Source organism: Jeotgalibaca sp. MA1X17-3 (assembly GCF_021513155.1).
Taxonomy (GTDB): Bacteria; Bacillota; Bacilli; order Lactobacillales; family Aerococcaceae; genus Jeotgalibaca.
Map to the genome: position 1 here is coordinate 528,805 of NZ_CP090983.1, position 20,495 is coordinate 549,299.

19 protein-coding genes and 2 pseudogenes are annotated in these 20,495 nt (G+C 36.6%); 15 read left to right on the forward strand and 6 right to left on the reverse strand.

All coding sequences use genetic code 11. The annotated features are described in order from the left end of the window. Positions 1-15: 15 nt before the first annotated feature. The 4 genes and pseudogenes from LZ578_RS02670 to LZ578_RS02685 all read left to right on the forward strand — a co-directional run bounded on the left by LZ578_RS02670 (position 16) and on the right by LZ578_RS02685 (position 4,985). Entirely contained in the window at positions 16-1,398 is a 1,383-nt protein-coding gene (locus tag LZ578_RS02670; protein WP_235145807.1) for a dihydrolipoamide acetyltransferase family protein, read from the forward strand. 9 nt (positions 1,399-1,407) lie between these two features. Continuing rightward, positions 1,408-2,825: pseudogene (lpdA, locus tag LZ578_RS02675) on the forward strand (dihydrolipoyl dehydrogenase). A 100-nt stretch (positions 2,826-2,925) separates the two neighbouring features. Continuing rightward, positions 2,926-4,014, forward strand: a complete 1,089-nt coding sequence (gene buk / locus LZ578_RS02680) for a butyrate kinase (RefSeq protein WP_235145808.1) — start codon at positions 2,926-2,928, stop codon at positions 4,012-4,014. 35 nt (positions 4,015-4,049) lie between these two features. Beyond that, the gene (locus tag LZ578_RS02685; RefSeq protein WP_235145809.1) at positions 4,050-4,985 is read left to right on the forward strand and encodes a 2-dehydropantoate 2-reductase; all 936 of its coding nucleotides are present in this window, start codon (positions 4,050-4,052) and stop codon (positions 4,983-4,985) included. A gap of 57 nt (positions 4,986-5,042) precedes the next feature. On the opposite strand, the gene LZ578_RS02690 is transcribed toward LZ578_RS02685, so the two are convergent. After that, the gene (locus LZ578_RS02690; protein ID WP_235145810.1) at positions 5,043-5,978 is read right to left on the reverse strand and encodes a LysR family transcriptional regulator; all 936 of its coding nucleotides are present in this window, start codon (positions 5,976-5,978) and stop codon (positions 5,043-5,045) included. Positions 5,979-6,172: 194 nt separating this feature from the next. Here LZ578_RS02690 and LZ578_RS02695 point away from each other — a divergent pair, with 194 nt between their 5' ends. The 3 genes from LZ578_RS02695 to LZ578_RS02705 are packed head-to-tail and all read left to right on the forward strand — an operon-like array spanning position 6,173 to position 7,971. Next, positions 6,173-6,985: an alpha/beta fold hydrolase gene (locus LZ578_RS02695; RefSeq protein ID WP_235145811.1), complete on the forward strand. Its 813-nt coding sequence runs from the start codon at positions 6,173-6,175 to the stop codon at positions 6,983-6,985. A 15-nt stretch (positions 6,986-7,000) separates the two neighbouring features. Then, positions 7,001-7,543 (forward strand): PAS domain-containing protein, encoded by a 543-nt coding sequence (locus LZ578_RS02700; RefSeq protein WP_235145812.1) that lies wholly within the window; start codon positions 7,001-7,003, stop codon positions 7,541-7,543. Between the two features lie 11 nt (positions 7,544-7,554). Further along, entirely contained in the window at positions 7,555-7,971 is a 417-nt protein-coding gene (locus LZ578_RS02705) for a GGDEF domain-containing protein (protein ID WP_235146382.1), read from the forward strand. Positions 7,972-8,034: 63 nt separating this feature from the next. Here LZ578_RS02705 and LZ578_RS02710 read toward each other — a convergent pair whose 3' ends face one another. Continuing rightward, positions 8,035-8,952, reverse strand: coding sequence for an RluA family pseudouridine synthase (locus LZ578_RS02710; protein ID WP_235145813.1), 918 nt, complete (start codon positions 8,950-8,952; stop codon positions 8,035-8,037). Between the two features lie 109 nt (positions 8,953-9,061). Between LZ578_RS02710 and LZ578_RS02715 the strand changes: the two genes are divergently transcribed. Genes LZ578_RS02715 through LZ578_RS02725 form a run of 3 tightly spaced genes read left to right on the forward strand, consistent with a single transcriptional unit; the run spans position 9,062 to position 11,296 of the window. After that, positions 9,062-9,952 (forward strand): mechanosensitive ion channel family protein, encoded by an 891-nt coding sequence (locus LZ578_RS02715; protein WP_235145814.1) that lies wholly within the window; start codon positions 9,062-9,064, stop codon positions 9,950-9,952. 11 nt (positions 9,953-9,963) lie between these two features. Further along, the gene (locus tag LZ578_RS02720) at positions 9,964-10,188 is read left to right on the forward strand and encodes a helix-turn-helix domain-containing protein (RefSeq protein ID WP_235145815.1); all 225 of its coding nucleotides are present in this window, start codon (positions 9,964-9,966) and stop codon (positions 10,186-10,188) included. A gap of 49 nt (positions 10,189-10,237) precedes the next feature. Continuing rightward, positions 10,238-11,296, forward strand: a complete 1,059-nt coding sequence (locus tag LZ578_RS02725; RefSeq protein WP_235145816.1) for a D-alanyl-D-alanine carboxypeptidase family protein — start codon at positions 10,238-10,240, stop codon at positions 11,294-11,296. A 54-nt stretch (positions 11,297-11,350) separates the two neighbouring features. On the opposite strand, the gene LZ578_RS02730 is transcribed toward LZ578_RS02725, so the two are convergent. The 4 genes from LZ578_RS02730 to LZ578_RS02745 form a co-directional block, all read right to left on the reverse strand. Further along, a complete protein-coding gene (locus tag LZ578_RS02730; protein ID WP_235145817.1) occupies positions 11,351-11,704 on the reverse strand; it encodes an ArsC/Spx/MgsR family protein in 354 nt (117 codons plus the stop codon). A 142-nt stretch (positions 11,705-11,846) separates the two neighbouring features. Beyond that, complete coding sequence (locus LZ578_RS02735) at positions 11,847-12,737, reverse strand: fructose bisphosphate aldolase (protein WP_235145818.1); 891 nt, start codon at positions 12,735-12,737, stop codon at positions 11,847-11,849. A gap of 174 nt (positions 12,738-12,911) precedes the next feature. Continuing rightward, positions 12,912-13,628, reverse strand: coding sequence for a PspA/IM30 family protein (locus LZ578_RS02740; RefSeq protein WP_235145819.1), 717 nt, complete (start codon positions 13,626-13,628; stop codon positions 12,912-12,914). 25 nt (positions 13,629-13,653) lie between these two features. Next, positions 13,654-14,721, reverse strand: a complete 1,068-nt coding sequence (locus LZ578_RS02745) for a hypothetical protein (protein WP_235145820.1) — start codon at positions 14,719-14,721, stop codon at positions 13,654-13,656. Positions 14,722-14,910: 189 nt separating this feature from the next. Here LZ578_RS02745 and LZ578_RS02750 point away from each other — a divergent pair, with 189 nt between their 5' ends. From LZ578_RS02750 to LZ578_RS02770, 5 genes and pseudogenes are all read left to right on the forward strand, one after another. Beyond that, complete coding sequence (locus LZ578_RS02750) at positions 14,911-15,456, forward strand: thioredoxin domain-containing protein (RefSeq protein WP_235145821.1); 546 nt, start codon at positions 14,911-14,913, stop codon at positions 15,454-15,456. Positions 15,457-15,473: 17 nt separating this feature from the next. Further along, positions 15,474-16,256, forward strand: coding sequence for a thioredoxin domain-containing protein (locus LZ578_RS02755; RefSeq protein WP_235145822.1), 783 nt, complete (start codon positions 15,474-15,476; stop codon positions 16,254-16,256). 26 nt (positions 16,257-16,282) lie between these two features. Next, entirely contained in the window at positions 16,283-16,966 is a 684-nt protein-coding gene (locus tag LZ578_RS02760) for a hypothetical protein (RefSeq protein WP_235145823.1), read from the forward strand. A 183-nt stretch (positions 16,967-17,149) separates the two neighbouring features. Beyond that, positions 17,150-19,735 (forward strand): annotated as a pseudogene (locus LZ578_RS02765) (ATP-binding cassette domain-containing protein). An 87-nt stretch (positions 19,736-19,822) separates the two neighbouring features. After that, complete coding sequence (locus tag LZ578_RS02770) at positions 19,823-20,404, forward strand: hypothetical protein (RefSeq protein ID WP_235145824.1); 582 nt, start codon at positions 19,823-19,825, stop codon at positions 20,402-20,404. Positions 20,405-20,495 lie beyond the last annotated feature (91 nt).

Consider the following 20,495-nt stretch of genomic DNA (forward strand, 5'->3'; position numbering starts at 1 on the left):
AGGAGGGTATGCAATATGATTTATTCATTCATCTTGCCAGATAGTGGAGAAGGTTTACACGAAAGTGAAATTTTGAGCTGGCATGTTAAAGAAGGAGAAACCATCAAAGAAGACGAAGAGTTGGTGGAGATTCAAAGTGATAAAGCAGTAGTAGTCTTACCATCACCGGTTACAGGAGTTGTCAAAAAAATTATTGCTGACGAAGGTGTAGTAGCCAAAGTTGGGAGCTCTATTATTGAAATTGAAGTAGAAGGCGACTCTTCAAAACCTGCCACCACACCTAAAAAAGAGGTAGCTTTAGAAGAAACGGAACAAGAAGTTATTACAGAGGTAGATGGTAGTGTAATTGGAAAAGTACCAAAAGATATTGATTATAATCCAAATCCAAAGAGTGCTTCTGCTTCCACTTCAAAAACTCCAAGCGTAGATATTCGGATGTTGGCAGTTCCAGCAGTCCGTAAATATGCACGAGAAAAAGATGTAGATCTCACTCAAGTACCAGCGACAGGTAAAAACGATCGTGTTTCAAAAGAGGATATTGATTTATTCTTGGCAAATGGTGGAGCTGCAACTCAACCTGTAGCAGAGAAAGAAGTGACTCAAGCGCAAGTTCCAGCTGAAGCTGAAACAGCAAGTACACAAAAACCAGCAGCAAGTACTCAAGAAGAGCCAAAAGTAGACACAACAGCTCGTGAAACAAGAGTGAAAATGTCTCCAATGCGCCGTATGACTGCTAAAGCTATGGTAAGTAGTAAGCGTACATCTCCAGATGTAGTGATTCTCGATCGTGTAAATGTTACGAAATTGATTGAGCACCGTGATAAATTTAAAGAAATCGCGAAGGAAAGTGGTATTAAATTAACTTATACTGCGTACTTTGTAAAAGCAGTAGCCGCTGTTCTAGCTCGCTATCCTGATTTAAATGCTTCTGTAGATGAAGAAAACAATGAAATTATTTACAAAAATTATGTCAACGTTGGCGTAGCAACCGATACAGAAAATGGATTGTATGTTCCAAATATTAAAGATGCGGACAAGAAGAGTCTATTTAAAGTAGCACAAGACTTAGTAGAAAATACTGAAAAAGCAATGAATGGAACCTTGAAGAGTTCTGACATGAAGAATGGTTCAATGACCATTACAAATACTGGTTCAGTAGCTTTAAATGGTGTTTGGTCTACTCCAATCATCAATCAACCAGAAGTAGCAATTCTTGGAGTTGCAAGAATTGAAGACGAGGTTATTCCAGATGAAAATAGACAACCAATTGTTGCACCAATGCTGAAAGTTTCTTTCGCATTTGATCACCGTATTATCGATGGTCTGACTGCTCAGAAAGCATTGACGGACTTGAAGAAATATATTGCTGATCCAGAATTATTATTTGTTGAGGGGTGACAAACAGTTATGGTAGTAGGAGATTTCACTGAAGAATTGGATACAATTGTTATTGGTTCTGGCCCAGGTGGATATGTAGCAGCGATTCGTGCTGCACAACTGGGACAGAAGGTTACAATTATTGAAAAAGGAGATATTGGCGGAGTGTGCTTAAACGTAGGGTGTATTCCATCCAAAGCGTTGATTACAGCAAGCCATCAGTATACAGCTTCTAAGAATTCAGAGATTTTAGGAATTCATACAAAAGAAACCACAATTAATTTTGAGGAAACGCAAAGTTGGAAAGACAATCAAGTTGTTTCCAAGCTAACTAAAGGCGTAGAAATGCTTTTGAAAAAAATAAAGTAGAGATTTTAAAAGGTGAAGCGTTCTTTATTGATCCGCACACTATTCGAGTAATCTTTGACGAAGAAAAAGGAATTGTACAGTCCTATACATTTAATCACGCCATCATTGCTACAGGAAGCCGTCCGATTGAAATCAAAGGATTCCCATTCAAAGGTCGCGTCATTGATTCAACCGGCGCCTTGAATTTGAAAGAAATTCCTAAAGAACTTGTAGTGATTGGCGGAGGCTATATTGGAATTGAGCTAGCTGGAGTATATGCTAATTTTGGTACAAAAGTAACCATTCTAGAAGGAACACCGCAAATTTTACCAACATTTGAAAAAGATATGGTGAAATTAGTAGAGGCAGACTTCAAGAAGAGAGATGTTTCGGTAGTTACAAGTGCAATGGCTAAATCCGTTGAACAAACGGATGAAAAAGCTACAGTAACCTACGAGGTAGATGGGAAGTCTGAAACCGTTCAAGCAGACTATGTTCTTGTATGTGTAGGTCGCAGACCAAACACAGATGATATCGGTCTAGTCATGGCTAATATTGATACCGATGAAAAAGGTTTAATTAAAGTTGATGAGCAGGGACGTACGAATAAACGAGACGTATTTGCTATTGGGGACGTAGTTCCTGGCGCTGCTTTAGCTCATAAAGCAAGTTATGAAGCAAAGGTAGCAGCAGAAGCAATTAGTGGAGATAAAGGGGCAGCAGTTGATTATTTAGCTATGCCTGCCGTGTGCTTTACAGAACCTGAATTGGCTGTAGTCGGTTATACTCAAAAAGAAGCAAAAGATTTAGGCTATGATGCAAAGAGCAGTAAATTTCCACTTGGCGGAAATGGTCGCGCATTATCATTAAACAAGCCAGAAGGATTTGTCCGCTTAATAACGGATAAAAATACTAATGAACTTTTAGGAGCTCAAATAGTAGGTGTTGGAGCCAGTGATGTAATCGCTGAACTAGCATTAGCTCTGGAGCAAGGCTTAACTGTAGAAGATATTTCTTTGACTATTCACAGTCATCCGTCTCTTGCTGAGACCGTTATGGATGCAGCAGAATTAGCACTAGGAAAACCAATCCATAGTTAATAGATAACAGAGGGGAAAAGCTCATTCGCGAAACAGTGTTGAACCAAATGAGCTTTTTCCTTTTTTGTTTGAATTTATATAGAAGAAAGGGGAATTCCCAATGGTAGATCGTATTGTAGCAATTAATCCAGGAGCAACCTCTACAAAAATAGGTTATTTTGAAAATGATGAATTAAAATTTAAAAAAGAGATTACGTACTCTTTAGAAGAGGTTTCTAAATATAGTACCATTTTGGAGCAAGCAGATTTCCGATATCAAGATATTTTAAAAGCTTTGGAAGAAGAAGGTATAGCAGCAGATTCGTTGGATGGAGTAGTTGGACGAGGAGGATGTCTTCCGCCTGTTGAAGCAGGAGCTTATATAGTAAATGATGCGATGCTTACGTGCTTACGTGATTATCCTGTCCTAGAACATGCTTCCAACTTAGGAGCTGGACTAGCACAAAGAATTGCTGAAAAATTTGGAGTAAAAGATTGTCCATCGTATATCTATGATCCTATAACGGTAGACCAAATGACTGATGTAGCTCGTATCTCTGGTACTGCTCTTTTTGAAAGAAAAAGTATCGCTCATATGCTCAATATGAGAGCGGTCGGTATTAAAATCGCAAATGAAGAATTACATAAACCTTATGAAGAATGTAATTTAATCGTCGCTCATATTGGTGGGGGAAGTACAGTCAGTATCCATGAAAAAGGTCGGATTACAGATGTTGTAGCAGATGATGAAGGACTTTTCTCCACAGAACGTGCGGGTGGATTACCTTTGAAAGAAGTAATTCCTTTATGTTACAAGCATACTGAAAAAGAAATGAATACCCTACTACGAAAAAATGGCGGACTTGTTTCTTATTTTGGAACGAATGATGCGCGTATAGTAGAAGGAAAAGCAAAAGATGGGGATCAAAAAGCCAAAACGGTTTTAGAAGCGATGGCCTATCAAATAGCTAAAGGAATTGGTCAGCTTGCAACTGTAGCAAATGGAAATGTAGATGGTATTATTTTGACAGGTGGGTTAGCGCATTCTGATTACATCACCGATATGGTAAAAGACCGCGTCTCTTTCATTGCTCCTGTCTACCGTGTGCCGGGTGAAGAAGAATTACTTGCTTTAGCTCAAGGAGCTAGACGTGTACTAAATAAAAAAGAAGAATATCATGTATTCGAAGAACCCGAAAATCATCGTTAAATTTTAAATAAAAAAATGTCAGAGTAGGTGAAGCAATGAAAATTACAATCGCTGGATCAGGTGCTATGGGTAGTCGTTTTGGGGCTCAACTTCAAGAAGCAGGTCATGACGTAACTTTGATCGATTGGTGGACAGAACATATTGAGGCGATCCGTGAAAATGGTTTAATCATTGATGATGGAGAACAAGAACGTACCGTTAAAATTGCCATTCATTATCCAATAGAAGTAACAGAAGTTGCCGATATTGTTTTCTTATTTACAAAATCAATGGGATTGCCAAAAATGTTGGAAGATATTCAGCCCATTCTTGGTTCTAAAACAAAAGTTATTTCTCTTTTAAATGGAATTGGCCATGAAGATATCATTAGAAAGTATGTAGACAAGAAAAATATTTTTATGGGAGTCACAGTGTTTACTGCGCACTTAAAAGGTCCCGGACAGGTTGCTTTTCATGGAGGAGGCTCCATTGAAATTCAAAACTATGCTCGTGGAGAAGAACAAGAAAAGTCTGCTCGGGAGCTTGTTCAAGTATTGGATGAAGCTGGATTAAATGCAATATATAGTTCAGATGTGAAGTTCTCTATTTGGCGTAAAGCTACTGTTAATGGATGTAATAATGCAATTTGTGCACTACTTGATTGTAATCTAGGCCAGTTCTATTCAACCAAACAAAACCCGGAAATCATTAAGACGATTATCGAAGAATTTGTTATGGTTGCCAAAGAAAAAAGTGTGGAGATGGATGTGGAAGACCTCATCAAGCATGTAACTGAAATTAGTTTAAATGCTTCTGATCATTATCCTTCGATGCATCAAGACTTAGATGTGAATAATCGCTTAACTGAAGTTGATTATATCAATGGAGCGGTTGCTCGAATTGCCAAAGATTATAAATTACGTGCACCTTATAACGAATGCATTACTCAATTAATTCATGTCAAAGAACAAATAATGAATGCTCATGAATAGAAAAAAGGGGCTCAAACATTTTGTGTTTGAGTCCCTTTTTTTGATTAGAAGATTTTTTTAATTTTCTCTAATACATTCTATGAAGCGAACGGCAGGTTCACTAAGACTTGTTTCTTTTAATTTTGCAATCCCAACGTTAAACTCACTAGCTTTATCAACGAGGGGAATCCATTTTAGTTCACTGTCTTTACGTATTTTTTTAATGACATCAGGCATTAAGGTTAGAGTACGAGTTGCCTCTATATTTTTTAAAAGCACTTCCCAATTATTATTTGTAAATATGACATTTGGAGTAAATCCAAAAGCTTCACATCGCTCATATAAAATTTTCCCTAATACATAGTCTTTTGTAAAGGAACAAATTTCATAGCCTTCTAAATCTGGAAATTTAATAGATTTTTTTGCTGCTAGAGGATGATCAGGAGGAACGACTACAGAAATTTTATAATTCGGGTTTGAAGTTCGTAATTTTTCTATTTCGATAGATGGCTCATAGATTGGAAAAGATAATAATCCAAGATCAATTTCCTTATTTGCCAACATCTTTTGAAGAACAACAGATCCATGTTGAATGAAGGTCAATTCAACTTCCGGATTGGAACTGATGTAATTTACGATTTGGTCCATGTATTGAATGACAAATAAAGCGGTGATCCCAACTTTCAAAGTCTTTTTTTGATTGTCTCCTCTTAACTGGATATGTTCTAACATGTCATCTACATTGGACAGTATGTTTTTACCTTCTTCAAATAGAATTTCTCCTGATTCAGTGAGTTCGATCCCTCTAGTTGTTTGATAAAAAAGACGAGTATCTAATTCTTCTTCTAGTTTTTGAATATTCCATGTCAAAGTAGGTTGAGTAACAAATAAGTTTTGAGCTGCGGCGGAATAGCTTTTCGCATTCGCAATAGCCAAGAAGTAACGTAATTGTCGTAATTCCAACTTTAAAATCACCCTTTCTAAAAAATGATAGCTAACATCTTGTTCCTTCATTATAGTACACATTTACAAAAAAAGAGGAGGAATATTTTTGCTCTTTTATTTCTAGTCGTAACTCCCAATTAAGGTATTTCCTTATTTTGTGAATATTAATATAAACTTTGTGAGAAAAACTTTGATAAGGTATACTATGATGAAAAGAGTTATTCATTAGCGAGTTTCTATTATATAAAGTGAGGTAAAATAAAATGGTAGATGTAATGAAGAGGAATCATGTTAAAGTTTTTGGAAAAGGAGAACAACCTTTACTTTTTGGCCATGGTTTTGGCTGTGAACAAAGCATGTGGCAATATATTACTCCAGCTTTTGAAGAAAAATATAAAATTATTCTTTTTGATTATGTGGGTTCAGGTGCTTCAGATATGGATGCTTACGATTCTGAAAAGTATAGTTCTTTAAAAGGGTATACCCAAGATTTGTTAGATGTTATTGAAGCATTAAATTTGAAAGATGTATATTTTGTAGGACATTCGATTAGTTCTATGATTGGAATGCTAGCTTCTATTGAAAAGCCAGAATGTTTTTCAAAACTGATCATGATTGGACCTTCTCCTTGTTATATAAATACAGAAGATGGTTATTATGGAGGGTTTGAAGAAAGTGACGTTCAAGATATGCTTGGGATGATGGAAATGAACTTTGTTGGGTGGGCCAATTACCTAGCTCCAATTGCTATGCATGAAAGAGGAGACTCCCTACATACACAGGAACTTCAGCGTACATTTGTGGCTAATAATCAGGGAATCGCGCGTGAGTTTGCAGAAGTTACTTTCTTTTCAGATTGTAGAAATCAATTAGCATTGGCAAATAAGCCCACCTTAATTATGCAGTGTTCAGAAGATAGTATTGTTCCAGTCGAAACAGGTGAGTATCTGCACCAACATCTTAAAAACAGTGAAATTCGATATTTGCAAGCAAAAGGGCATTATCCTCATATTAGTAACCCTGAAGAAACGATTTCAATTATTCAAGAATATCTGAACGGAAAAAGTAAGGAATAAAGGAGACTATATAAAATGGAAGTCCGGTTAAAGAATGCACCTTGTGGATATTTAAAACTCGATCATAAAAGTTTTCTTATCGAGGCCAATGATACCTTCTTGAATGAAATGGGTTATAAAAAACAAGAGGTAGTAGGACAACACATTGAAAGCTTCTTGAAACCAGCAAATAAAATGGTCTTCCATTCCTATTTTTATCCAAATATTAATCTTTTTGGCGCAGTCGATGAACTGTATATTAAATTCAAAAATGGTGAAGGCGAAGAAACCCCTTTCTTAATGAACGCTTGTCAGGTTGAAGGTGATTCAGAAAAATTTGTTGATTGTATCTTGATGCCCATGCGAAAACGAATTGACTATGAAATGGAACTACGAGCATCCAAGAAAAAAATAGAAGATGCCTATCTAAAAAATGAACATGCCTTAATTGAACTTGAAAATATTTATCAAGAAATCGAAGAAAAACAAAATGATCTATTACTATTAAATGAAAAGTTAAAAAGACTAGCAAATACAGATCAGCTTACTGAATTCCAAATCGTAGACTATTTGAAATAAAGTTAGCAGAACTGGTTGAACGTTCCCAACAAGAAAAAGCTTCTTTTTCTTTACTGATGATTGATATTGATCATTTCAAATACGTGAATGATACGTATGGTCATCCTGTTGGAGATCATGTCCTCTTAAATATAGCTCAATTGATGCAAGAACGTATCCCGGTAGAATCCATGGTATCTCGCTATGGTGGTGAAGAATTTGTTGTGCTTTTAGCAGATACAAATGAAAAAGAAGCATTGAATTTAGCTATAAATATTAATCAATTAGTAGAACGTTCAAAATGCCATCCCACTCATTTGATTACCGTGAGTATTGGTGTAGCTATGTTTTTAGAAGGAGATTCAGCAATAGATATTACTGAAAAGGCGGATAAAGCTCTCTATACTTCTAAAAAAAATGGGAGAAATCAAGTTACTCTTTTCAGCTGAAAAATATAAAAGACATATCTTCTGCCTGTGCAGAGCAAGAGATGTCTTTTATACTGAATAAAATTATTTTGATTTTGAATAAAAAGTAGATGGAGCAGGTGCATGATATTGCACGAGTTCATTTGTCCGAGGATGAAGGAACGCGAGTGTAGATGCATGCAGACCTAATCGATTCAAAGGATTCGTAACAGAACCATATTTTTTATCCCCTACTACTGGATGATCAATATCTTGTAAGTGAACTCGAATTTGATTTTTTCGGCCGGTTTCTAACTCTACTTCTAATAAAGAATAGTGTTCATTTCCTTGGATCTTTTTGTAATGAGTAACGGCATGTTTTCCACCATTGTCTACAGGACTGGAATAGACTTTCATTGACTTGCTTTCTGTAAGCCAAGAAGAAATGGTTGCTTCTTTTTCAGGGATTTCACCTTCGACAAGAGCAATATAAATCCGTTCTTCTACAATTTCTTTCCAATTCGTTTGTAAAGAATTTTTAACTTCTTCTGTTTTTGCAAAAACCATGACTCCAGAAGTATCCCGATCGAGTCGGTGAACAATGAATATCCGTTTTTTACGGTTTTCTTCTTTTACATATTGTGTCAATTGGCGATAGGCAGTCATTTCTTCTGGTTGGTTTGCTGCTACAGAAAGAACGCCAGCATCTTTATTGATTACTATAATATCGTCGTCTTCATGTAGTAAAGTTATCCCGATGAGGGCCGTTTGTTTTATAGATTCTCTATTGCTCTGAATCCCAACTTTTTGTCCAGGTTTTAAAGGATGGTTATGTTGCGTAATGATTTCTCCATCGACATGAACTTGTCCTCGAGTCAGTAAAGATTTTACAGAGTTCCGACTTTTATTCGTGATTGTCTGTAAAAGAAATGCGAGTAATTCTGTTGGCTCTTCTACGGTGTAGGAGGTAATATCCTTTTTAAGGGAAGAGTTATCTTTGCGTCGTTTTTTAATGGTAGCCACTTCCTTTTCTTAAGTGAAACGTTCATTCTTCGCGTTTCCCTATCATTATACAGTATAATGGAAACAAGAATAAAAGGATATGTTTCTATAAAATGATGGAGGTAGTGAAATGGATTGGATACGTCGCTTTTCTGAATCTTATCCCTTGTTAATAAATGTGATTTGGTTTCTTATATTTTTCATTCTTCTTTATGTCACGAGACGATTCCTTTTGAATCGGCTATATGGAAAATTAAAAAATTCAGGCCATTGGTATGTTGCTCGGAAAATAGCTCGCTGGATAAACAACTTTTTATTATTTATCGTTTTCATGTATATTTTTGGAAGAAATCTAACAGGCTTCACTACCGCAATTGGACTCGCTGGAGCTGGAGTAACCTATGCGCTTCGAGAAGTCATTGTTAGTATAGCAGGATGGTTTGCCATCTTATTTGGTGATTTTTTTGAAACGGGTGATCGAGTTCTGCTCGGAGGAATCAAAGGAGATGTCGTAGATATTGGAGTGCTGCGAACCACCTTGATGGAAATTGGTGAATGGGTAGATGGTGACCAGTATACGGGTAGAATTGTGCGAGTTGCGAATAGTTATATTTTTAATTCGCCTGTTTACAATTATGCCGCAGATTTTAAATTTCTTTGGGATGAAATTCAAATTCCATTACGTTTTGAAAGTGATATGCAGCTAGCTAAAATAATTTTATTAGAGGTAGCAAAAAAGCATACAGAATTGTACAATAGAGAAGCAGCAGTTGCTTGGGAAAATATGAAACGACGTTATAAACTAGAAAATGCTTCTTTAGAAAACCAAGTATATCTTACCTTTGATGATAACTGGGCAGAAGTAAGCTTACGGTATGTAGTTGATTATCGTGAACGTAGAAGTACGAAAGATAAGCTTTTTACTGAAATTCTTCAACGATTTGAACAAGAAGGCGATCGTATAGAGATTGCTTCAGAAACAATCGAAGTAATTTCAGGGGGCAGTACAAAAATGAGGTGAATAGGTTGTATTTGAATGTTATAGAAACAGCTGAATATATTGATGTACCCGTTAGTGAAATTGAAAGATTGATTCGAGAAGGTCAAATTCGTACCATAAAATACGAGGAAGAAATTTTGATTAATCGGAATCAATTTAAACTTTTTATAAAAGAACGAAAAAAATATGAACAAGAATTAAGGGATTACTTGGAAGAGCCAATCCCAGAAGATATTGATGTTAAAGATGAGGATTAAAGCAGTTCATTAATCTTCATGAATTTTTAAAAAGTAGGTGAATAGAGTAGTGAATAAAAGAAAAACAAAACGTTCAAAAAAACGGACCCCTTTGATGTTTAGATCATTCCTTTTGTTAGGGCTGATTGGCTCAGGCTTTTTTCTGTATCAAGAAACTACGGATAGACATACAAATGAAATCATCCAGAAAACAGAGGCCCCAACCTTAATTAACCGTATTCCTGATGAAAAACCTAAAAAGACAGGAATCCTCGCTAGTGTAAAAGAGTCTGTCGAGGAAACAACTTTTGGTGAACGAGCATCTGCTCCAATTATAAAAACAGCTGGGTTGCATAGTAAAAATGCGATTTTGATTGATAGAGAAACTGGAAAAGTATTGGTTGATAAAAAGAGTGATGAAAAAATATTTCCTGCATCGCTCACGAAAATTATGACCGTCCTATTAGGAATTGAACAACTAGGGGACTTAGATCAAGAAACCATTATGAAAGAAGAATATTTTGAAGGCTTAATAGAGATGGATGCATCTGTGGCAGGTTTTCAAGTAGGTGAAAAGGTATCTTATCGTGATATTCTTTATGGTGCCATTCTTCCTTCGGGTGCAGATAGTTGTTTGGCCATTGCTCATCTTCTCTTTGGATCTGAAGAATCATTTGTTGAACAGATGAATGAAAGATCTCAAGAATTAGGTTTAAAAAATACGCATTTTAGTAATACAACTGGTTTACATGATCCTCAAAACTATTCTACGGTTGAAGATATAGCTTCCTTATTAGAAGTTGCACTTCAAAATCCAGAATTTTCTACTATTTTTGGAACTAGACAATTTACTACTTCTCCAACGAATATGAATGCAGATGGTTTAGAAATGAAAAGTTCTATGTTTCGCTTTACGAAAGATTTTCCTCAATTAGATTCACTCTTAAAAGGAGGAAAAACTGGTTTTACAGAAGAAGCAGGTCTATGTTTGGCATCAACCGCTGAAATAAATAACAAGCAGTATCTACTAGTAACGGCCGGTGCACCATTTGAATCAGAAGATGAAGCAGATGAACACTTGCACATTCAAGATGCAGCGTCCCTTTATTTACAACTAGTTAAAAATTAAAAAAGCTGATACTCGAGCAGATTAAATCACGCTCGAGTATCAGCTTTCCAGTTACTAGTAAACGGTTTCATTCAATAAAAAGTTTTGAAAACATTCTTCGTCAAAGCCTACTACAATGTGCGTGCTTCCTACGAGAATAGGACGATCTAACAAGTAAGGGGACTCAGCAAGGGCTTCATACCATTCTAGCTCTTCTTGTTTTTCAGAAAAGCAATGACAGATATGGGGTAGTGAAAAGGGTAAGGGTTTCTTTTCTTTACGAAGCAAATCAATAATACGTGAAAATTCCTCTACTGATAGGAAAGAACTAAAAATATTTTTTTCTTTAAAAGGGACATGACGTTCTTGCAGCCATAAACGAGCTTTTCTACAAGATCGGGCAGTGGGAGAGACATACAGTATAAACACAGAGGCCACCTCTTTTCAATATAGAAAAAGTTTGATTGTATATGTGTATAGTATCATATATAGAAGATAAAGGAATGACCTTTTTTAAAAAAAGAAAAAGACCAAGAAATGCTAAAAAAGCAAATCTTGATCTTATTTGTGTTTATTTATTTACGGATGCATCATAAATGGATTGAACGGAATCTTTCAAATTCTTATTGAACTCTTCATCATCTTGATTAGCTCGTAAGTCTTGACTTAACGCTCTGGAGAAGCTGGCAATTAAACCATCATTTTCCTTCAACTTCTCATTTGCTGCTTCTCGTGAATATCCACCAGAAAGAGCAACGACACGGATTACATTCGGATGCTCCATTGCTTTTTTATATGTATTCGCAACGGTAGGAATCGTTAGTTTCAACATAACTTTGTCATCTGAAGATAGTTGGTCTAAGTGAAGAAGAATTTCTTTATTTAAAAGATTTTCAATCTCAGCTTTTTTATCTGAATTTATATCTACTTCTGGTTCAATAATTGGGACTAAACCAGCATCAATAATTTGTTTGGCTACTTCAAATTGTTGTTTCACAATTTCTTTGATGCCTTCTTCATTTAATTCCTTAATAACAGAACGCATTTTTGTTCCAAAAATATTAAAGGTATTTGCCTTTTTCAATAAGGCATCTAATTCTGGCATAGGTTTCATTAATTGAACGCCATTTTTAAGATCGGCTAATCCCTTGTCAATCTTCAAGAAGGGAGCAATTCCTTTTTTATCTGCTAGATAATCGGCTGTGTACATTCCTTCTATTTTACTTTCCATCGTTTGTTCGAATAGGATGGCACCAAGAATATACTGGGAGTCGAAAGCAGGTGACGTGATAGTTCTAGTTCTCATTTCGTGAACAAGAGTAAACATTTCATCTTCTGAAGAGTACGTATCTTCCATTACACCGTATGCACTTAAAGCGTTAGGAGTACTACCACCACTTTGATCTAATGCAGCGATAAAACCTTTTCCATCTCGAACTTTTTTCAGTTGTTCTTTATTCATTGCTGTTTTTCCTCCTTATTCTTTTTTAACAAAAGGAATTCTGTATTCCTTCTCCTATTTAGTGTAACGATAATTGTCTAAAGTTGGTAGTAAAAAGGGTTATCGTACCGGTTATCAATCAAAAAGAGCTGCACAGCGAATTCGTGGTTTCCGCTGCACAGCTCTTTCTATATATTATTGTTCGTCAGAATCAGTAGGCTCTTCTTTTGTAGAAGATAACCCCATATCTTTTTTCATACGCTCCAACTCATCTTCAACAGCTGCTGAAGTTTGAGAAGCATATTTTTCTTCTAGTTTCTTCGCTTCATCAATTGGTGCAGAATTTAATTCATTCATAGCATTTGCTTCATCCAATTTACGGTTTGCTTTGTCTTCCATTCTCTGGAAGGATCCCATAGCACCTTTTGTTTTAGAAATAGAATCTGTAACGGTATTAAGGGTTTCTTGTGTTTTGGCAACAGACATTTTTCCTTTAATCATCGCACGACGATTTTTCAATACTTCAATATCATTAGCGAGTTTATCATGCATTTGACGCATCTTCATCGCATTTTCATGAGCAGAAGCATAAGAAGTTGCTAATCCAGAACCAACATTTTCAGTTTCTTGCTTTTTAGATAGGAAAATACGAGCATCATCATCATTACCAGCTTCTAAAGCCTTTTTAGTGAGTTCTGCATATTTATTAACCTGAGCTTCATTTTGATCTACTTCACGTTTCGCTCTAGCTTCTTCGGCCATAATTCCTGCCGTACTTCTTTTCACTTCAGCAAGGTCATCCATCATGTTCCGAAGGTATTGATCAATCATCTTCTCTGGATCTTCCATTCGGTCGATCACCGCATTAATATTTGAACTAATAATATCAGAAAAACGACTTAAAATTGACATATTATTTCCTCCTTTAATTTATCTTTCATTTATTAGAATCATCACTATATTTTTTAGCTAGTTCATCCGCTTCAGAAGGGCTTCCAAACTTATCTAATGGTGTCTTCAGCATATCTTCTGTTCGTTTCGCTTCGATATTTTTTTGTTCTTGCTTTCTCTTCCACCATAGGAACGAAAGGGCAGCTAAGAGAATGATACCTCCAATAATAAATACTGGAATCCAAGGAGAGCGGGTTACATCCATAATACGATCGGCTGCTGAACGGAAAGATTCACTAAACAACTGAGAATCAGTATAGTCTTCGTAATAATTCCGATCGATATAGTCGAGTAGAATGTTTCCAGCTTCCGTATCAATGACTTGTTTTGCCTGTGTTCCGGTAATGTAGTGCTGTGTGTACATATTAGGAACGGGCTCATAAAAAACAAGTAACAAATGGGCTTCATCTGTAAACAATTCATCGTATAAATTTTCTGAAAATAGGGCTACTTCTTGTTCAGAAGCAGTTGTTGAGCCATTAATTTCCTCTGTAATATAAACGTGAGGTTGTACACCTGTTTTTTTATAAAAATGTTTTAGTCCATCTAACATTTCTGTTGGGTTTTTAATCCAATTTGCTTGATCGGTGTAATAATCAGTTTCATTGACGGAGCCACTTGGTAGAGATTCTCTTTCAACAGTGGATCTAGTAATACTTGTTCCTGAACCGGAACTATTATTCCCACCAGAACCTATTGAGAATAACATATAGTACGCTACTGCTAAGATAATTAGGATAAAGAATACAGAACCACACCCTGAGCCACATCCGCCACGTGGACCTCCGTAAAAGCCACCACCGGAGCGTCTGCGATATCCACCCGTATTAATGATCGGTCCGGTTCTAATAATTGGTCTGCTTCTATTTCCGCCACCAAATGGGCTTCCACCACGGCCGCTGCTTCCACCGAAGGAGCCACCACCGCGACCACTACTTCCACCAAAGGAACCGCCGCCACGGCCGCCACCACTACTTCGTCCGCCGCCGCCTCTTGCACCGCCAAAGGAACCGCCGCCGCCACGACTGCCGCCGCCTCCTCCACCTCTTCCCATACACATCCCTCTTCTCTTTGTACGCTTTTTAACATGTCTATTGATAATTTAAATATAGCATATAGGCGTACCTTAGGCAATTTAGAACCCTTTTTTTAAAAGGGATTTTCCTAAAGGGTTATCTTTTTTTCTTGAGGCGTTCTATACTAGATAGAGAGAATACAACATTTGAAAAGGGAGTCGAAGAAATTGTCCAAACCTAATAAATTAATAAATGAAAAGTCCCCCTATCTGTTACAACATGCTTTTAATCCTATTGATTGGTATCCATGGGGACCAGAAGCGTTCGCTAAAGCTCAAAAAGAAAATAAACCAATTTTTCTTTCCATCGGCTATTCTACTTGTCATTGGTGTCACGTGATGGCCCATGAGTCTTTTGAAGATGAAGAAGTAGCGCAATATGTAAATGAACATTATGTAGCCATAAAAGTGGACCGTGAAGAGCGTCCTGATATTGATTCTATTTATATGCGAGTGTGTCAAATGATGACGGGAAGAGGAGGATGGCCGCTGACAATCATTATGACCCCTGATAAGATTCCATTCTTTTCGGGGACTTATTTTCCACGAACAAGCCGACAGAATCTTCCCGGTATTTTAGATTTATTAAAGACTCTCGAACATAATTATCACCATGAAAAAGAGAAACGAATGAGTACAGAAGAAAGTGTTCAACAAGCGCTCTTTCAAACGGTGCAGAAAAAAGTGAAGAAGGCTTATCCAGAAAAGTTGTAGAAGAAGGATTTACTGAAATGAGTAGTCAGTATGATCGAGTATTTGGTGGATTTGGATCCGGCCAGAAATTTCCTCAACCACAAAATTTACTTTTCTTATTGCATTACCATCAAGTTACACAAGATCCACAGGCGCTTGCGATGGTAGAGCATACCTTAAAGCAAATGGTAAAAGGTGGAATTTGGGATCAGATTGGATTTGGCTTTTCCCGGTATACGATTGATCGTAGATGGAAAACGCCTCACTTTGAAAAAATGTTGTACGATAATGCGTTGCTATTAATGGTCTTTACTACTTGTTTTCAAATCACAAAAGATCCTTTCTATGAAGAAATATGCGAAAAACTAGTTACCTTTATCGATCGTGAAATGACTTCTCCAGAAGGTGCTTTCTACTCCGCTATTGATGCGGACTCTGAAGGAGTTGAAGGGAAATACTATACATGGGATTATGGAGAACTATTTGATGTACTCGATCAAGATCAAAGAGATGTTTTTGCTGAAGTCCATGGTCTTTCTCAAAGAGGGAACTTTGAAGGGAAGAATATTATTCAAGGAATCCAAGTTAATTTGAAAGAAACAGCTCAAGACTATCATATTTCTGAACAAGATTTAAAAAATCGTTTGGAAGAAGCGCGAGAAACGCTCTTTCAAATTCGATCAAAAAGGGTCCGTCCGCATACTGATGATAAAGTTTTAGCAAGTTGGAATAGTCTGATGATTGCAGCTCTTGCTCGTGCAGGGAAAGTATTCCCAGAAAAGGTTATTTTCAAAAAGGAGAAAAAGCTCTCCTTTTCTTAGAAAAAACGTTATTCCGGGATGGAAGAATGATGGCTCGATACCGAGATGGAGAAACAAAGCATCTTGCCTATTTAGATGATTATGCCTTCTTGAGTTGGGCCTATTTAGAGCTATACGAAACTAGTTCGGATTTAAGGTACTTACAAAAAGCAATAAATCTGACAGAAGAGATGGAGCAACTGTTTTGGGATTCGCAAGCGGGAGGATTTTTCTTTAGCGGAAATGATGGAGAGAAAATGATTGCTCCTGATAAAGAAATTACGGAAGGAGCGATGCCTTCTGGAAACAGTGTTGCGGGCTTTGTCTATGCAAAACTACAAAAATTAACCGGAGAGACAAAGTATGGCGATCGACTCTACGAAATGTATCAATTATTTCATGAAGATATAACCAGAATGCCATCTTCTGCCCCCACATTGTTGAAGAGCCTATTAATTATGGAATATCCAGGTAAAGAAGTAGTGCTTCTGGGTATGAAAAATGATCCACAACGGAAAATGTTTTTGGAACAGTTACAAAAACAGTATCTACCAAATACAGTAATATTGACTGCGGAGAATCATTTAGAATTCAAAGGAATAGCTGAATTTGCTTCTGAGTACCCTCAGAAAGATGAAAAGACAACGATTTATATATGTGAAGATTTTATGTGTCAACAACCCACTACAAAAGTGGACGAAGCAATACGTACTATTTTAAATGAATCATAAGTATAAAACTTTAACCATTCACTTAAAACATTAAGAAATGTAAAAGAAGGCTAGAGATAAGCTTGCTTTCTTGATTTCTTCACATTCTACCTCTACACTATGAGAGACATGATTCCGTGTATATTGATTGTGTAAAAGAGAATATATCTTAAAAAATGGAAGTAACAGTGAAGGGTGAAAAAAATGTTAGAACTAAAAAATATAACAAAAGAGTACACGACTGGTGATCAAACCGTTCAAGCTCTGAATGAAGTGAACTTGAAGTTTAGAAGCAATGAGTTTGTCTCGGTCCTAGGACAAAGTGGATCAGGAAAAACAACTCTATTAAATATAATAGGCGGACTCGATCAATATACAAGTGGAGATTTAATTATTAATGAAAAATCCACAAGAGATTTTAAAGAAAAAGATTGGGATACGTACCGTAACCACTCAGTAGGCTTTATTTTCCAAAGTTACAACTTAATTCCTCATCAATCGGTCTTGGCAAACGTAGAGTTAGCTCTAACACTTGCAGGAGTTTCTAAGCAAGAAAGAAGACAGCGGGCTCTGGATGTATTAGGAAAAGTTGGTTTAAAAGACCATGTCAATAAAAAACCAAATCAAATGTCTGGTGGACAAATGCAACGGGTAGCGATTGCTCGAGCACTGATTAACGATCCAGAAATCCTTTTAGCCGATGAACCAACAGGTGCTTTAGATTCAGAAACCAGTTCTCAAATTATGAATTTGTTGAAAGAGATTGCCTCTGATCGTTTAGTCATCATGGTAACTCACAACCCAGAATTGGCAGAAGAGTACTCCACTCGTATTATCCAGTTGCTAGATGGTTCTGTTATCGATGATACAAACCCAGCTATTGAGATAGAGAGACGAGAAAGTGATGTTCTTAAAAGTAAAAAAACGTTTATGTCCTTTTTCACAGCCTTATCGCTTAGTTTCAATAATTTGTTAACGAAAAAAGGAAGAACCTTACTAACTGCTTTTGCAGGAAGTATTGGGATTATCGGGATTGCTTTAATTTTATCTTTATCAAATGGAGTTCAAGATTATATTTCCCGAATTGAAGAAGATACCTTATCTTCTTATCCTATTACAATTGAAGAATCAACTTTAGATTTAGGGACCATTGTTGAAGCTTTGAGTGGTGCTAACTCAGAAAGTGAAGGAGAAGCACCCGCGGGGTATGTAACCTCTACACCTGTTATGAACGATGTAATCAATACGATTGCCAGCAAGAAGAACTCGAATAATCTGGAAGCCTTCAAAGAGTATTTGGAAAGTGGAGATGCTAGGATTGAAGAATATAGCAATGCTATTCAATACAGCTATAACTTTCCGATTAATATTTATAATCCAGAAGGAGTCGATGGAGTTGTTCAAGTAAATCCATCTCAAGTTATGGATGCGATTAACTTAGGCACGTCTCAAAGTGCTGGAACCTTCCAAAGTGCAATAGGCGGTGGCGGCGGCAACAATGTTTGGGATGAGTTATTAGACAATCAAGAACTGTTAGAATCCCAATACGACACAGTTTCCGGTCGTTGACCACAATCTCACGACGAAGTTGTCATCATGATAGACGAAGAAAATCATGTTAGTGATTACACCTTATACGCATTAGGGCTCTTAAGCTTAGAACAATTATCTGACAATTTTGAAGCGGTATTGAACGATGAAGAAATTGAAGATACAGAAATGCCAGAATACAGCTATGAAGATTTACTAGGTATGCAGTTTAAATTAGTATTGAACACTGCTTTTTATGAGAAAAATGAAAATCTCTGGCTTGATCAAAGCGATGATGAAGAATTTTTAAAGTCTGCTGTGGAAAATAGTGAAGATATTAAAGTAGTCGGAATTATGAAACCAAATGCAGAAGCGGTAACTCAACCGGAGATGGGAACCATTGGCTATACAAGTGCTCTAAAAGAGTACATCATTGAACAAGTAAAAGATGCAGAAATTGTTCAGGAACAAAAAGATAATCCAGAAATTAATGTTTTTACAGGAACAGAGTTTCCTGAAAATCCAGATCAACAGTTTGACTTTGCAGACTTAAGTGATGAGCAAAGAGCTAATATGGCAACACTTTCTGAAGAAGAACTTTCTGATGTGTTGAATGCTTATCAAGAGAATTTTAATGCAACAAAAGAAGGAAACTTGGAGCGTTTAGGTGCTGTTAACGTAGACAAACCTACTTCTATTAATATTTATCCAAAAGATTTTGATTCTAAAGACGGACTTGCTGGTTTGATTGAAGAATATAATGCAGATGAAACAGCAGCGGGACGAGAAGAAAATGTCATCACCTACAGTGACTTGATTGCGACTCTACTCAGCTCGGTGACTTCCATTATAAATATCATCAGCTATGTATTAATCGCCTTTGTGGCAGTATCCTTAGTGGTTTCTTCTATCATGATTGGGATTATCACATACATCTCTGTATTAGAACGTACGAAAGAAATTGGGATTCTACGAAGTGTAGGAGCATCCAAAAAAGATATTTCACGAGTGTTCAATGCGGAAACCTTTATTATTGGACTATTGTCCGGAGTATTGGGAATTGGAATTACCATCTTGGCTAATATTCCCATTAGTATGATTATTCAGGATAGAACCGGTATCTCCAATATTTCTAGTTTACCTCCATTGGGCGGTGTGGCATTGATATTGATTAGTTTGGTATTAACCGTGATTGCTGGTTTGATTCCATCACGTGTTGCTGCAAACAAAGATCCAGTAGAAGCATTACGAACAGAATAAAATAATCTTAACAGGAAGGACAAACCCTCAAGGGATGTGTCCTTCCTATTTTGTTTGAAAAGAGACTTGATTTTGAAGGGAACGTGAATGGATAAGCTATACCTCGTTTGTTATAATGAAGAAGAGAACAGACAGAGAGAAGTGATCATAAGAATGAAGTCACAAACGTTACAACTATTTCCTCATGAAGAAGATGGGAAATGTTGGATAGCTGAAATTACTGGAGAAGATGAGGTCTATCGGTTGAAAAGGGACTTTTTACCAGAAGAATCTACTCATGTATGGGAAATATTTGATGGCTGGTATCAGATTAACGGACGGGCAGCAGGTGTTTCTCCTTTCGTGAAGGAATATGTGAAGGTGAAGGACGGACGAATGCTACGCCACCTAAATTTCGCTTATATGATTCAACAACTGGAAGAAATTAAAGCGATGGAACCAGAACGAATGGTACGAATGAGGAAACAAATTTATGCAGTGTTGGATGAAATAAAAAAGGAAGCTCCATATGAAGCCGTTGAAGAGGGAATGGAGCGGCAAAAAGAAGAATGCGACATGTGCGATGAACCCGAACAGTTGAGTGCGGCATTACGTACGATTAAAAAACGTAAAAATAATATGATTAAAGAATTACAAGAAAAATTTGAGAACATGAAACTAGAATGGTAAATAGACAAAAACGGAAATCAGAACTCTTTTTATGAAGAGTTTTGATTTCCGTTTTAATGATTCTATTGATCGAGATTAATTAAGTAGGTAA

What these genes read in the sequence shown, in the direction of transcription:
- LZ578_RS02670 (WP_235145807.1), top strand. Translation starts at nt 16, where the DNA reads ATGATTTATTCATTCATCTTGCCAGATAGTGGAGAAGGTTTACACGAA.
- buk (WP_235145808.1), top strand. Translation starts at nt 2,926, where the DNA reads ATGGTAGATCGTATTGTAGCAATTAATCCAGGAGCAACCTCTACAAAA.
- LZ578_RS02685 (WP_235145809.1), top strand. Translation starts at nt 4,050, where the DNA reads ATGAAAATTACAATCGCTGGATCAGGTGCTATGGGTAGTCGTTTTGGG.
- LZ578_RS02690 (WP_235145810.1), bottom strand. Translation starts at nt 5,978, where the DNA reads ATGAAGGAACAAGATGTTAGCTATCATTTTTTAGAAAGGGTGATTTTA.
- LZ578_RS02695 (WP_235145811.1), top strand. Translation starts at nt 6,173, where the DNA reads ATGGTAGATGTAATGAAGAGGAATCATGTTAAAGTTTTTGGAAAAGGA.
- LZ578_RS02700 (WP_235145812.1), top strand. Translation starts at nt 7,001, where the DNA reads ATGGAAGTCCGGTTAAAGAATGCACCTTGTGGATATTTAAAACTCGAT.
- LZ578_RS02715 (WP_235145814.1), top strand. Translation starts at nt 9,062, where the DNA reads ATGGATTGGATACGTCGCTTTTCTGAATCTTATCCCTTGTTAATAAAT.
- LZ578_RS02735 (WP_235145818.1), bottom strand. Translation starts at nt 12,737, where the DNA reads ATGAATAAAGAACAACTGAAAAAAGTTCGAGATGGAAAAGGTTTTATC.
- LZ578_RS02740 (WP_235145819.1), bottom strand. Translation starts at nt 13,628, where the DNA reads ATGTCAATTTTAAGTCGTTTTTCTGATATTATTAGTTCAAATATTAAT.
- LZ578_RS02745 (WP_235145820.1), bottom strand. Translation starts at nt 14,721, where the DNA reads ATGGGAAGAGGTGGAGGAGGCGGCGGCAGTCGTGGCGGCGGCGGTTCC.
- LZ578_RS02755 (WP_235145822.1), top strand. Translation starts at nt 15,474, where the DNA reads ATGAGTAGTCAGTATGATCGAGTATTTGGTGGATTTGGATCCGGCCAG.
- LZ578_RS02760 (WP_235145823.1), top strand. Translation starts at nt 16,283, where the DNA reads ATGATGGCTCGATACCGAGATGGAGAAACAAAGCATCTTGCCTATTTA.
- LZ578_RS02770 (WP_235145824.1), top strand. Translation starts at nt 19,823, where the DNA reads ATGGATAAGCTATACCTCGTTTGTTATAATGAAGAAGAGAACAGACAG.